We start from the raw sequence: 13,563 nt of genomic DNA, 5'->3' as shown, positions 1-13,563 counted from the left end.
AGTGTCCTAGTTTTTTTATTATAGCTGTTGTCCGTACAGGAGTACTTGTGATAGAGGGGGGAATTTTCATGAGTGAAAAGGTTTCAAGACGCCAGTTTTTAAACTACACTTTAACGGGTGTAGGCGGTTTCATGGCTGCAGGAATGCTTATGCCATTGGCTCGTTTTGCTATCGACCCAGTTCTACAAAAAGAAGAAGCTGGATCTTTAGTGGAGGTTGGTTTAGTTAAAGACTTAACAACTGACCCAAAACGTTTTGATTTTAAAACGAAACAAGTTGATGGATGGGTAAAGTCTGATGCGGCACACATTGCATGGGTTTACAAAAATTCAAACGGGGATATTGTTGCATTATCACCAACATGTAAACATTTAGGTTGTACAGTTGGATGGAATGATAACAAGGATTTTCCTAATCAGTTTTTTTGCCCATGTCATGGCGGTCGTTATAAGTTAGACGGCCAAAATATTAAAGGTACACCACCACTTGGTCCACTTGATAATTATCAAGTAAAAGTGAAAGGTGATTCTTTCTATCTTGGTAAATTATTACCAAACACAGGAGGTAAATAATCGTGCTAAACAAAATTTACGACTGGGTAGATGAGCGATTAGAAATTACACCTCTTTGGAGAGATATCGCTGATCATGAAGTACCAGAACACGTTAATCCAGCACACCATTTTTCTGCATTCGTATATTGCTTTGGTGGATTAACATTTTTCGTTACTGTTATTCAAATCTTATCTGGAATGTTTTTAACAATGTACTATGTTCCAGATATAAAAAATGCTTGGGAATCAGTTTATTACTTACAAAACAACGTAGCATACGGACAAATTGTTCGTGGTATGCATCACTGGGGTGCAAGTTTAGTAATCGTTATGATGTTTTTACATACTTTACGTGTATTCTTCCAAGGCGCATATAAAAAGCCTCGTGAGCTTAACTGGATTGTTGGGGTATTAATCTTCTTTGTAATGCTTGGTTTAGGTTTTACAGGATATTTATTACCTTGGGATATGAAAGCGTTATTTGCGACTAAAGTAGGTCTGCAAATTGCCGAACAAACACCATTTATTGGTAAGCAAGTGAAAACGTTAATTGCAGGTAATCCGGAAATTATTGGTGCACAAACATTAACTCGTTTCTTCGCAATTCATGTATTCTTCTTACCTGGTGCTTTACTTGCTCTTATGGGTGCCCATTTCTTAATCATTCGTAAGCAAGGTATTTCAGGTCCACTATAAGATTAAGCATGTGGCTTTAGTAAATTACTAAAGTGTGTCGAAATAAAGGAGGGAGAACATGCATCGCGGTAAAGGAATGAAGTTTGTAGGTGACTCACGTGTACCTGCAATGGAAGGTCGTAAACCTAATGTTCCAAAAGATTATTCTGAGTATCCTGGGAAAACAGAAGCATTCTGGCCAAACTTCTTATTAAAAGAGTGGATGGTAGGAGCAGTTTTCTTAATTGGGTATTTAACATTAACAATTGCACATCCATCTCCATTAGAGAGGGTTGCAGATCCAACTGATACTGGTTATACACCACTACCAGACTGGTATTTCTTATTCTTATATCAATTCTTAAAATATAGCTATGCTTCTGGTGATTATAACGTAATTGGTGCATTCGTAATTCCAGGTTTAGCATTTGGTGGGTTATTATTAGCACCATTTTTAGACCGTAGTCCTCATAGAAAACCAATTAAACGTCCTTTAGCTACTGGCTTTATGTTATTAGGTTTATCTGGAGTAATTTATTTAACATGGGAAGCAGCATCACACCATGACTGGAAGAAACAAAAAGAACAAGGTAAAATTCGTACTTTTGTTGAATTAAATAAAGAAGATCCAGGATATAAATTATTGCAAAAAAATACTTGTGTGTCTTGTCACGGTGATAATCTTCAAGGTGGCGCAGCGGCTCCAAGTCTTCAAAACACTGGTTTAACACCAGATCAAATTGCTCATATTGCTAAAAACGGTGGTAAAAATATGCCAGCTGGCGTATTTAAAGGTACTGATGCAGAGCTAAAAGTACTTGCTGAGTTCGTATCAAAAGCAGGTAAAACTGAGTAATTAAAAGAGAGTCGATTTATCGACTCTTTTTTTATTGTATTGTATATTGAAATAATAACATGTTAAAAATGTGATAAAACATCTAAATTGTGAACTTTGTGTTATAAATTTATTAAGTGAAAATTGAAAGTGAAGTGTTTTTGTGAACATACTCTATAGTATGCTACGTCTAAAATCAAATTTAATTGTATTATTCATAATCAATGTATTAGGTACAATATGGGGATATTATTGGTACAGATTTCAAATATATGATACTCCGAAGTGGTTGAGAATTTTTGTTCCAGATAGTCCAACCGCATCATTATTTTTTTGTTTTGTATTGCTACTTTTCATTCTAAATAAAAAGAACGGATTACTAGAGGCACTTGCTTACGTAAGCTTGCTTAAATATGGTATTTGGGCAGTTGTTATGAATGGAATTGTTCTTTATTTAACTGGTGGACTTGATCTTGTTGCTTATTTATTAATCTTCTCGCACGGAGGAATGGCATTACAAGCAATGCTTTATGCACCGACATTTGAAGTGAAAAAATGGCACTTAGCTGTAGCAAGTGTATGGATTTTACAAGATCTTATTTTCGATTATGTTTTCGGAACAATGCCTGAATATTATATGCTATCAGATTACAAAATTTGGATAGCTTTACTTACTTTTTGGTTAACTATATTTGTTATTTTCATTGCTTATTACCAATTAATTTTAAGGAATCGAACTAAAATGTGAACGGTTCTAATCTTGTCCTTACTCTCATAATTATTAGTAGTTATGAGGGAGGGATTTGATGAAAAAATTAATTGCGGGAATAAGTATTTTTTTTATTTTCTTTTCATTTAATAGCGTAAAAGGTTACGCAAAAATAGATCAAGAAACGACTTTAATTGAAAAATCGCTCTCTTTAGTACAGGACGGTGACTATGTACACGGTGCAAATTTATTAGAGCAGTTAGAATCAAATTACATGGCGTCGGCAAAAAAGAATAAAAAGCTAACTCCGAAAGAATTAGAAACCATTTCGGTTACATTTCAAAATGCACTAGTTTCTTTGAAGAATGATGCGATTGATCCACAAGAAAAAGTTGCTGATGTGTTAGGTCTTAGATTATTAATAGATGCTGATCAAACAACAATGCAACCGATGTGGAAACAAATGAAAAAGTCGGTTATGACACCTTTAAAAAATATGGACTCAGCATATAAAAAGGGGAATTCGGAAGCATATGAAATTCAATTGAATCAATTTTTACAGCAGTTCGAAATCATCTATCCTAGTCTTTTGGTTGATCTACCTTACGATGAAGTAAAAAAAATTAATTCGCTCGTTTCATTTTTAGATGATTATCGAATAAATAAGGAATCAATACCTGCCTTTCAACAAAAAATAGATGAGACGCAAAGTGAGTTGTTATTTATTTTTGGACAGGGGAGCTCTATTATCCCACCTGCTTCCTTTTGGACAATTTTTACAACTATAGGTATTATTGTAGGTACATTAAGTTATGTAGGTTGGAGAAAATATAAGGGTGATCAAAAAAAGAAAAAAAAGCGAAGAGAGCATAATGATTGACAAATTTCTCTAGTAGTCTATACAATATTGTAAAATATCACTCTTTGGAGGAATATCATGGGTTATTTACTTTACTTTTTAATTTTGATGATTGTACCTTTACTAGCTCAACTGAAGGTAAAATCGACATTTAAAAAGTATTCTCAAGTTGGTTCTACATCTGGTTTAACAGGTGCAGAAGTAGCAAGAAAGATTTTAAATGATAATGGGTTGTTCAATGTTGCAGTTGAAGAAACTCGCGGTTACTTATCGGATCACTACGATCCAAGAACAAAAGTTGTACGATTATCTTCTGAAAATTATCATGGATATTCTGTTGCGGGAACAGCGGTTGCAGCACATGAAGTAGGGCATGCGATTCAAGATGCAAATGATTATAGCTTCTTAAGATTTCGCCATTCTTTAGTTCCTGTTGCAAATTTCAGTTCCAATTTTTCTTGGATTTTCATTTTTATCGGAATGATTTCTGGCATATCTGGTGCTTTATTATTGGGTATTCTACTATTAGCGGCAGGTGTATTATTTCAAGTTATTACACTTCCTGTTGAATTTAACGCTTCAAGTAGAGCATTAAAACAGATTACAACTTTAGGGATTATAAACTCAAATGAGCATGTTTATGCAAAACGTGTATTAGATGCAGCTGCGTTAACGTATGTTGCAGCGGCGGCAGTAGCTGTTGCTGAATTATTACGATTAGTGTTAATTTACACTGGAATGCAACGTAGTGATGACTAAATAAAAAAAGAGGTTCTAGCTTTTTTAAGCCGAGAACCTCTTTTTTTATCATTTTAAGGGTGAAGTGGAACTTTATTTTCATCTAATGTAAAACCTTCACCAAGTACGTCATGTACCTCCGTTACAGCTACAAAAGCATGAGGATCGATATCTTGAATAATGTTTTTTAAATGAACAAGTTCATTTTTGGGAACTACACAAAACAACACATCTTTACTTTCTCCAGTAAATGTTCCTGTTGCTTTTAGATACGTAGCCCCACGTTCCATTTCTTTCATAATACGAGCTGCAATCAAATCATTCTTCTCAGAAATGATATTTGCTCCACGAGCAGCATATGCACCTTCTTGCATAAAATCAATTATTCTTGCACCAACAAATACTGCTACTAATGTGTACATTGCTTCATATGCTTTTAAGTAAGTTAATAATGAAACCGAAATAACGACAAAGTCAAAAATAAACATTGTTTTACCCATGTTAATACCTTTGTACTTGTATGCTAAACGAGCAATGATATCAACGCCACCAGTAGTGCCACCAAATCTAAAAATAATTCCTAATCCTACTCCAATAAATACACCTGCAAATAATGAAGCTAACATTAAATCACCATGTACATCTATATTGAATGTAAATTTCTCAAATAGTTTTAAAAAGAAAGAAACTGCTACAGTACCAATGATTGTATATAGCATCGTAACTGTTCCTAGTAGTCTCCAACCAATAAAGAATAAAGGGACATTTAAAGCTAAATTGGAAATCCAAACGGGTAGATTAAATTCAGCTAAAAGAATTAAATTGATTCCAGTAAATCCCCCTTCAGCTAGATTGTTTGGAATATTAATGTTCATAATCCCAAAAGAAAAAATTGCAGAGCCTAAAATAATAAATAAGATATTACGTAACTTTAAATTGAAAATCATATACTTCCTCCATACTTATAAAATTACCCTAAACTCTTATTTTTATCTTATCTTGTATTTTTTTCAAGTAAAATAATATATAATTTGTCAAAAAGTAGTCATTTCGATAAGATTTAATTGAGGAGTTGATTTTAGTATGCACGAAAAAACGATGAAAGAAATGCAAAATGAAGTAGATAAATATATAGGTCAATTTAAAGAGGGGTATTTTAGCCCGTTAGCAATGATGGCAAGATTAACGGAAGAAATGGGTGAACTCGCAAGGGAAATAAATCATACATACGGTGAAAAACCAAAGAAACATACTGAAAAAGAGAAACTGATTGAAGAAGAACTTGGTGATGTTTTATTTGTGATGATTTGCTTAGCGAACAGCTTAAACATTGATTTAACAGAAGCCCATGATATGGTGATGAATAAATTTAATACAAGGGACAAAGATCGATGGACGAGGAAGGAAGTTTAATATGAATAACTTAATAAGAGTAGTTTTAGCAGGACCTAGAGGGAAAATGGGAACAGAAGCATTACAATTAATTGAAAGAACAGAGCATTTTCAATTTGTAGCTGCAGTAGACTATAAATTAGGTGGAGAATCAATTCAGAAAATTAATCCTCAGATTAAAGATAAAGCGAAAATATATGAAACGTTAGAGGAATGTATCAATCATGAAAGCTTCGATGTTCTAGTTGACTTAACAACACCTGAAATAGGGAAGAAACATGCATTTTTAGCTTTGAAAAATGGTATTCGCCCTGTAATTGGTACAACCGGATTTACGAAAGAGGAATTAAATGAATTAAAAGATTTAGCTTCAAGTAAGGAGCTAGGATGTATTATTGCGCCTAATTTTGCAATTGGAGCGATTCTAATGATGAAATTTTCAGCAATGGCTGCGAAATATTTCAAAGATATTGAGATTATTGAACTTCATCATGATCAAAAATTAGATGCTCCATCTGGAACAGCACTTAAAACTGTTCAAATGATTGAAGAATCTCGTGAATATAAACGTCAAGGTCATCCGAATGAAGTAGAGACGGAAACAGGTGCTAGAGGTGCCGATATGAATGGAATGAGAGTACATAGTGTAAGATTGCCAGGTCTTGTTGCTCATCAACAAGTAATGTTTGGTGGCGATGGACAACTTTTAACAATCCGTCATGACTCTATGAATCGTGCTTCATTTATGTCAGGGGTAAAAGTAGCTGTTGAAGAGGTAATGAATCTTTCAGAGCTTGTTTATGGTTTAGAAAATATTATGGATTGAGGTGCTTTAGATGAAAATAGCTCTAATTGCTCACGATGAAAGAAAAAAAGCTTTAATTACTTTTGTTAAAGAATATGAATCTTTTTTTCAAAAGCACGAACTATTTTCAACAGGCACTACTGGACTCCGTTTAATGGAGAATACCTCTTTAAAAGTGCACCGATTTCAATCTGGTCCACTTGGTGGGGATCAAGAAATTGGAGCGCTCGTTGCGAAGGGTGAAATGGATGCAATTTTCTTTTTTAGAGATCCATTAACTGCTCAACCACATGAGCCAGATGTGAATGCTTTATTAAGACTTTGCGATGTTTTTCATGTCGCTGTAGCAACAAATATTCAAACTGCTAAGGCAGTTGTGAAATTTTATAGTTAAATTGAAAGTGGGGGATAAAGGTGGACTATTTTGATGTATTAGCATTTGGTGCACATCCTGACGATGTTGAAATCGGGATGGGTGGTACGATTGCTAAATTAACTAAATTAGGCTATAAAGTTGCTATTTGTGATTTAACTGAAGCAGAACTATCTTCAAATGGAGATACTTTTAGTAGACGAAAAGAAGCTGAAGCAGCAGATAAAATATTAGGTGTTTCAAAAAGATTTAATTTATCATTACCTGATAGAGGTCTTTATTTATCAAGTGAAGCAATTCAACAAGTTGTGGCATTAATTAGAATGACAAAGCCTAGTATTGTTTTTTCTCCATATGAGGTTGATCGTCATCCTGATCATGGTAATTGTACTAAAATAATTGAAGAAGCCGTTTTTTCATCTGGTATTCGAAAATTTAATGTCAATACAAATCACGAAGCACACAAAGTGAATCAAATTTACCAATACATGATCAATGGGTTTCATCGTCCAAACTTTATTGTTGATATATCTGAAACAATTGAAATTAAAAAGAAAGCGCTAGAAGCGTATGAAAGTCAATTTACACCTGGTCCAGATGGTGTAATAACACCATTAACAAATGATTACGTAAATAGTGTAATCGCAAGGGAAAAGATTTTTGGTAAAGAAGTAGGGGTCTCTTATGGCGAAGGATTTATGAGTAAAAAACCACTTCTTTTAAATGCAGATTGGTTAGTATAAGAAGAATGAGATGTTTAGGAGAGATAAAATGAAATTAAAAATAGGGATTACTTGTTATCCTACTGTAGGGGGTTCTGGTGTTATTGCAACCGAGTTAGGTAAGCTATTAGCTGAACTAGGACATGAAATTCATTTTATTTCATCAAGTATGCCTTTTCGATTAAATAAAGTATATCCGAATATATATTATCACGCGGTTGAAGTAAACCAGTATTCTGTATTTCAGCACCCTCCATACGATTTAGCTCTAGCTAGCAAAATGGCCGAAATAGCAAATCGTGAAAAGCTAGATATTTTACATGTGCATTATGCAATTCCACATGCAGTCTGTGCTGTTTTAGCAAAACAAATGATAAATCATGATATAAAAATTGTGACAACATTACACGGTACAGATATAACTGTTCTTGGTTATGACCCTTCTTTAACAGAATTAATTAAATTTGGAATTGAAAAATCTGATGTCGTTACAGCTGTTTCAAATGACTTAATCCGTCAAACGAAAGAATTAGTTAACCCAGATAAAGAAATTCAAACTGTATACAATTTTATCGACGAACGAGTTTACTACAAAAGAAATTGTCGTACTTTAAAAACAGAGTATGGTATTAAAGAACATGAAAAAGTTATTATTCATATTTCGAATTTCCGTCAAGTTAAACGAACAAAAGATGTTGTGGATGTTTTTAATATAGTAAGAAAAGAAATTCCTTCTAAATTACTTTTAGTTGGTGATGGACCGGAAATATCAAGCTTATGTAAATTAGTAAGAGAGCTTGGAATTGAAGATGATGTTTTATTCTTAGGGAAACAAGAAAATGTAGAAGAATTACTTGCTATGAGTGATCTTAAACTTCTCCTTTCATCAAAGGAAAGCTTTGGATTAGTGTTACTCGAGGCGATGGCATGTGGAGTTCCTTGTATTGGTACTAGAGTTGGTGGGATTCCAGAAGTAATCGAACATGGGGAAAATGGCTATATATGTGAGCTAGGAGATATTGACCAAATTGCTTACTATTCACTTAACTTATTAAAAGATGAAAAACTTTATAATCAAATTTCAAATCGTGCGATGGAAATCGTTAAGGAAAGATTCCACTCAAATAAAATTCTTTCTCAATATTTATCAATTTATAATGAGTTATTAGGAATGAAATGATGATGGATATTTTCGAAAAAGCTAAACCGATTTTAGAAAAATTAATCAAAAACGGTTTTGAAGCTTACTTTGTAGGTGGATGTGTAAGAGATAAATTATTAAATAGGTCAATAGGTGATATTGATATAGCAACCTCAGCATTACCTAATGAGGTCATGTCAATATTTCCGAAAACAGTTCCGACAGGATTACAACATGGTACGGTTTTAGTAATTGAAAATGGGGAATCATATGAAATTACAACATTTCGTACAGAATCAACCTATCACGATTATCGTAGACCATCAGAAGTATTGTTTGTAAAATCAATAGAAGAAGATTTAAAACGAAGAGATTTTACAATGAATGCGATTGCCATGACCTGGAAAAACGAAATGCTTGATCCATTTAATGGAGTTAAAGATATTTCTGATGGCCTGATTCAATGTGTCGGAGAAGCAAAAGAAAGATTTCAAGAAGATGCCCTTAGAATGTTACGTGGGATCAGGTTTGTTAGTCAATTAGATTTTCAAATGAGTAAAGAAACGTTTCAAGCAATTAAATCAAATAAGCAGTTAATTGAAAAAATAGCGATTGAGAGAATTAATATCGAAATTGAAAAAATGTTCTTAGGTCAATCACCTATAAAAGCAATTGAGTTATTAATTCAAACGGAGCTAATAAATCATCTTCCAGATTTACAAAAACATTCAGCCCGATTTAATGAGTTACTAGAGATGCCAATTAATACAATGAAAACAGTAGAAGAATATTGGGCGCTTATTTTATTTAAATGTAATTTTGAAGAGCCTGAAACGATTTTACGAAACTGGAAGATGTCGAATGATCGAATAAAACAAATTTTAAAATTACTAAATTTGCTGTATGAAAACAAAATTATTTGGAATAATGCTAAGTTATACACAATTGGACTCGAAGATGCAATTAAGTATGAACGTTTACAATCTGTTTTAGGTCATACGAATAGAAAAGACTATAATGAAGAATATTTAAGTGATTTATATGCAAAATTACCAATCTATGTTAAATCAGAGTTATGTATTACAGGTAATGATTTATTAAATTGGTCTCAATTAAAAGGCGGACCTTGGTTAAAGGAAGTAATTAATCAAATTGAATTTCAAGTAGTGGAAGAACGACTTGAAAATAACCGGCTTGCAGTTAAGGAGTGGTTCTTAAATTGGCTTCAAAAGTAAAAGAAAAAATACTTCAGTTATTTACAGAAAATGGTAATGAATATTTATCAGGACAATTCTTAAGTGATGAATTAGGGATTTCACGTACTGCAATATGGAAATATATGAAAGAGCTTCAAGAAGAAGGCATTGAAGTTGAAGCAGTTCGGAAAGTCGGTTATAAAATAATTGGTAAATCAGACCGAATGACACCCACTGATATTCAACTAGGACTAGAAACAAAAAAATTTGGCAGAAATGTCGTTTACCAAGAGGAAACAAATTCAACTCAAACAATTGCGAATGAATTAGTTCTAAATGGGGCGCCTGAAGGTACAATTGTTTTGGCTGAACGACAATTGTTAGGACGAGGAAGATTACAAAGAAGCTGGCTAACTTCTGATGGTAAAGCTATAGCAATGAGCGTCATTCTAAGGCCTGCGATTTCACCGAGAGTTGCTCCTCAGTTAACCTTATTAACAGCTGTCGCTATTGCCTCAGCAATTGAGAAAGTTACCGGCTTACAACCTAATATTAAATGGCCAAATGATATCTTGATTAATAACAAAAAAGTTTGCGGTATTTTAACTGAAATGCAAGGTGATGCTGATTGCATTAAGAGTGTAGTAATCGGAATAGGTATAAATGTAAATCAAGTTGAAGAAGATTATCCTTTAGAGCTAGCTGATATCGCTACTTCATTACGCATTGAAAAAGGACAAAAATTTATGCGAGCTAATTTGATTCAAGTCATCCTAGCCGAATTTGAAAAGTATTATGAAATATTTTTAGAAAAAGGTTTTATGCCAATTAAAATTTTATGGGAAAGCTATGCAATCTCGTTAGGTAAACAAATAAAAGCGACAACCTTAACGGAGGAAATCGTTGGTAATGCAATCGGGATTACGGATGAAGGTCAACTATTAATAGAAGATCATTTAGGGAATGTTCATACAATCTATTCTGCGGATATTACCTTTAGAAAATAATAACCTCAAAAAATAAAAGCGGCTCTCTTTCCAAATTTGGAAAGGGGGTTTTTTTATTCATAAAGGAAGTCAGCTAAGTGCCCTCCAATTGGTAAGTTTTCTTTCTCTTTTTATATTTGTAAATTATACCAAGTTTTTTCTTTACTTAATTAGTATCTTTACTATAAACTGTAGTGGAGGGTCGCGATTATCGTTGATTCATCACGGGTGGTATCTGAATAGGGTAGATGATTCTTAAGTATCCTAGTAGGAACTACACCAATTTTCAAAAATTAATTCTAAAAATATGATCTGCCTTGATCCTAAATGGACTGGGACAGAGGAATGAGCTGGTTTACAATTTTCCTTTGTTCTTTTGAGCAAAGGTTTTTTATTGTAACCCCCATTTCCTCTTCATTTCAAAGGAGGAAACGAAGTGAAAACGACAAAAGATTTTTTGAACATGAAGGAAAATAAAGATCCAATTGTAATGATTACAGCTTACGATTATCCTTCAGCATTACTTGCTGAGGCAAGTGAAGTAGATATGATTTTGGTTGGTGATTCACTAGGAAACGTCGTCTTAGGTTACGATTCAACAATTAAAGTTACTGTGGATGATATGATTCATCATTCTAAAGCTGTAAAAAGAGGCGCAAAAAATACTTTTATTGTTACTGATATGCCGTTTATGTCTTATCATTTTTCAAAAGAAGAAGCTTTAAAAAGTGCTTGTCGCATTATGCAAGAAGGTGATGCGAACGCAGTTAAAGTAGAAGGCGCGGAAGAGAATGTTTTAGATGTTATTAAAGCATTAACGATAGCTGGAGTTCCGGTTGTAGCTCACCTAGGTTTAACGCCACAATCAGTTGGTGTTTTAGGTGGTTATAAAGTTCAAGCAAGAGATTCCGAGAGTGCAATGAAATTGTTTAATGATGCAAAAAAATGTGAAGAAGCTGGTGCTTTTGCAATCGTACTTGAATGTGTACCAAAGCAAATTGCAAAAGATATTAGTGAAGAGCTAACAATTCCAACGATCGGTATTGGAGCAGGTGTTGATACAGACGGTCAAGTACTTGTTTATCATGATTTAATAACGTATGGAGTTGGTAGAGTAGCTAAATTTGTTAAACAATATGCTAATGTATCAACTACAATCGAAAACGCAATTGCTTCATATGTACAGGAAGTTAAAACAAGACAATTTCCAGATGCGAAACATTCGTTTACGATGAAAGAAGAACAGTTAAAGGCATTATACGGGGGAAGTTCTCAATGAAAGTGTTTCACACAATAAATGAATTAAGAAATGAATTAAAGAATGAGCGAAAAAGCGGTAAATCAATCGGATTTGTACCTACAATGGGATATTTACACGAAGGACACGTTTCATTATTAAAAGAAGCTAGAGAAAATAATGAGATCGTCGTTCTGAGTATTTTTGTAAATCCAACACAATTCGGTCCAAATGAAGATTTTGATCAATATCCAAGAGATTTTGAAAGAGATGAAAAAATTGCACTAAATGCTGGTGTAGATTGCCTGTTTTATCCAACAGTTGAAGAAATGTATCCAAATGAATTAAAATCAACTATGAAAGTTACGAAACGAGTAGACGTACTTTGTGGAGAGAAGAGACCAGGACATTTTGATGGAGTTGCATTAGTATTAACAAAATTGTTTAATATTGTTCAACCAGATCAAGCATATTTTGGATTAAAGGATGCTCAGCAAGTGGCTGTTATAGAGGGATTAGTTGAAGACTATAATATTCCAGTTAAAATTAATCCAGTTCCTACAGTAAGGGAAGAAGATGGTTTAGCAAAAAGTTCAAGAAACATTTATCTAACTGAAAAGGAACGTAAAGAGGCACCTGTTCTTTATAAAAGTCTACAAAAAGCTGCAGAAGATATTCAAAATGGTAATCATAACGCTGAACAGTTAAAACAAAATATTATTAATACAATTGAAAATGAAACATCTGGCACAGTAGATTATGTAAGTATCTATTCATATCCAGATTTAGAACCTATAAATAGAACGAATGGAAAAATAATTATTGCATTGGCCGTGAAATTTTCTAATTCACGACTAATCGATAATATGATTATTTCTATTTAAGTAACAACTAGGGGGAAAAAATAACAATGATTCGCACAATGATGAGAGCAAAACTTCATAGAGCAACTGTAACAGAAGCTAATTTAAATTATGTTGGTAGCATTACAATAGATGAAAATTTAATGGATGCTGTAGATGTTCGTGAAAACGAAAAAGTTCAAATTGTAAATAATAATAATGGTGCCCGACTTGAGACGTATGTCATTCCTGGAAAACGTGGAAGTGGTGTCATTTGTTTAAATGGAGCAGCAGCAAGGTTGGTTCAAGAAGGTGACAAAGTAATCATTATTGCTTACGGTCAAGTTGAAGAAGAAAAACTTGATCAACACGTGCCAAACATTGCAATCTTAAATGATGCAAATGAAATTGTTGAAATGATTGGTAAAGAAATTGCTGGGACAATAAAGTAACAAAAATCCCTTTTAATTGCTGGGACTTTTTCTAAACACTAAAATCCC

Annotated in this window: 17 protein-coding genes; 16 read left to right on the top strand and 1 reads right to left on the bottom strand. The window is 33.4% G+C overall.

Translation table 11 applies throughout. The annotated features are described in order from the left end of the window. Positions 1-68 precede the first annotated feature (68 nt). The 6 genes from B7R67_RS07835 to B7R67_RS07810 all read left to right on the top strand — a co-directional run bounded on the left by B7R67_RS07835 (position 69) and on the right by B7R67_RS07810 (position 4,390). Entirely contained in the window at positions 69-572 is a 504-nt protein-coding gene (locus tag B7R67_RS07835; RefSeq protein ID WP_088069189.1) for a QcrA and Rieske domain-containing protein, read from the top strand. A gap of 2 nt (positions 573-574) precedes the next feature. Further along, on the top strand, positions 575-1,249 hold the full coding sequence (gene qcrB / locus B7R67_RS07830; RefSeq protein WP_088069187.1) for a menaquinol-cytochrome c reductase cytochrome b subunit: 675 nt from the start codon (positions 575-577) through the stop codon (positions 1,247-1,249). Positions 1,250-1,307: 58 nt separating this feature from the next. After that, a complete protein-coding gene (locus B7R67_RS07825; RefSeq protein WP_088069185.1) occupies positions 1,308-2,084 on the top strand; it encodes a menaquinol-cytochrome c reductase cytochrome b/c subunit in 777 nt (258 codons plus the stop codon). A 142-nt stretch (positions 2,085-2,226) separates the two neighbouring features. Beyond that, positions 2,227-2,811 (top strand): DUF1405 domain-containing protein, encoded by a 585-nt coding sequence (locus B7R67_RS07820; protein WP_088069183.1) that lies wholly within the window; start codon positions 2,227-2,229, stop codon positions 2,809-2,811. Positions 2,812-2,869: 58 nt separating this feature from the next. Further along, entirely contained in the window at positions 2,870-3,652 is a 783-nt protein-coding gene (locus B7R67_RS07815; protein WP_088069181.1) for a sporulation protein YpjB, read from the top strand. Positions 3,653-3,709: 57 nt separating this feature from the next. Continuing rightward, positions 3,710-4,390 (top strand): zinc metallopeptidase, encoded by a 681-nt coding sequence (locus tag B7R67_RS07810; protein WP_088069179.1) that lies wholly within the window; start codon positions 3,710-3,712, stop codon positions 4,388-4,390. 53 nt (positions 4,391-4,443) lie between these two features. Here the strand turns inward: B7R67_RS07810 and B7R67_RS07805 are convergent, their stop codons facing one another. Next, on the bottom strand, positions 4,444-5,316 hold the full coding sequence (locus B7R67_RS07805; protein WP_088069177.1) for a YitT family protein: 873 nt from the start codon (positions 5,314-5,316) through the stop codon (positions 4,444-4,446). A gap of 136 nt (positions 5,317-5,452) precedes the next feature. Between B7R67_RS07805 and B7R67_RS07800 the strand changes: the two genes are divergently transcribed. The 10 genes from B7R67_RS07800 (at position 5,453) to panD (ending at position 13,515) form a co-directional block, all read left to right on the top strand. Then, positions 5,453-5,782 (top strand): nucleotide pyrophosphohydrolase, encoded by a 330-nt coding sequence (locus B7R67_RS07800; protein ID WP_088069175.1) that lies wholly within the window; start codon positions 5,453-5,455, stop codon positions 5,780-5,782. A gap of 1 nt (position 5,783) precedes the next feature. Further along, the gene (gene dapB, locus B7R67_RS07795; protein WP_088069173.1) at positions 5,784-6,587 is read left to right on the top strand and encodes a 4-hydroxy-tetrahydrodipicolinate reductase; all 804 of its coding nucleotides are present in this window, start codon (positions 5,784-5,786) and stop codon (positions 6,585-6,587) included. 10 nt (positions 6,588-6,597) lie between these two features. Continuing rightward, complete coding sequence (gene mgsA / locus B7R67_RS07790) at positions 6,598-6,960, top strand: methylglyoxal synthase (RefSeq protein WP_088069171.1); 363 nt, start codon at positions 6,598-6,600, stop codon at positions 6,958-6,960. A 20-nt stretch (positions 6,961-6,980) separates the two neighbouring features. Beyond that, positions 6,981-7,682: a bacillithiol biosynthesis deacetylase BshB1 gene (gene bshB1, locus B7R67_RS07785; protein ID WP_088069169.1), complete on the top strand. Its 702-nt coding sequence runs from the start codon at positions 6,981-6,983 to the stop codon at positions 7,680-7,682. A 28-nt stretch (positions 7,683-7,710) separates the two neighbouring features. Beyond that, a complete protein-coding gene (gene bshA / locus B7R67_RS07780) occupies positions 7,711-8,841 on the top strand; it encodes an N-acetyl-alpha-D-glucosaminyl L-malate synthase BshA (RefSeq protein ID WP_088069167.1) in 1,131 nt (376 codons plus the stop codon). Next, complete coding sequence (locus B7R67_RS07775) at positions 8,841-10,037, top strand: CCA tRNA nucleotidyltransferase (protein ID WP_235822116.1); 1,197 nt, start codon at positions 8,841-8,843, stop codon at positions 10,035-10,037. Before bshA ends, B7R67_RS07775 begins: the two co-directional genes overlap by 1 nt. Further along, positions 10,022-11,005, top strand: a complete 984-nt coding sequence (locus B7R67_RS07770; protein ID WP_088069165.1) for a biotin--[acetyl-CoA-carboxylase] ligase — start codon at positions 10,022-10,024, stop codon at positions 11,003-11,005. The genes B7R67_RS07775 and B7R67_RS07770 overlap by 16 nt, the downstream gene beginning before the upstream one ends. Positions 11,006-11,420: 415 nt before the next feature. Next, a complete protein-coding gene (panB, locus tag B7R67_RS07765) occupies positions 11,421-12,263 on the top strand; it encodes a 3-methyl-2-oxobutanoate hydroxymethyltransferase (protein ID WP_088069163.1) in 843 nt (280 codons plus the stop codon). Then, positions 12,260-13,105, top strand: coding sequence for a pantoate--beta-alanine ligase (gene panC, locus B7R67_RS07760; RefSeq protein ID WP_088069161.1), 846 nt, complete (start codon positions 12,260-12,262; stop codon positions 13,103-13,105). The genes panB and panC overlap by 4 nt, the downstream gene beginning before the upstream one ends. Before the next feature lie 26 nt (positions 13,106-13,131). Then, on the top strand, positions 13,132-13,515 hold the full coding sequence (panD, locus tag B7R67_RS07755) for an aspartate 1-decarboxylase (RefSeq protein WP_088069159.1): 384 nt from the start codon (positions 13,132-13,134) through the stop codon (positions 13,513-13,515). Positions 13,516-13,563 lie beyond the last annotated feature (48 nt).

Source organism: Gottfriedia luciferensis, from assembly GCF_002156865.1.
Lineage (GTDB): Bacteria > Bacillota > Bacilli > Bacillales > Bacillaceae_G > Gottfriedia > Gottfriedia luciferensis.
This window is presented reverse-complemented; position numbering and strand designations above follow the sequence as displayed.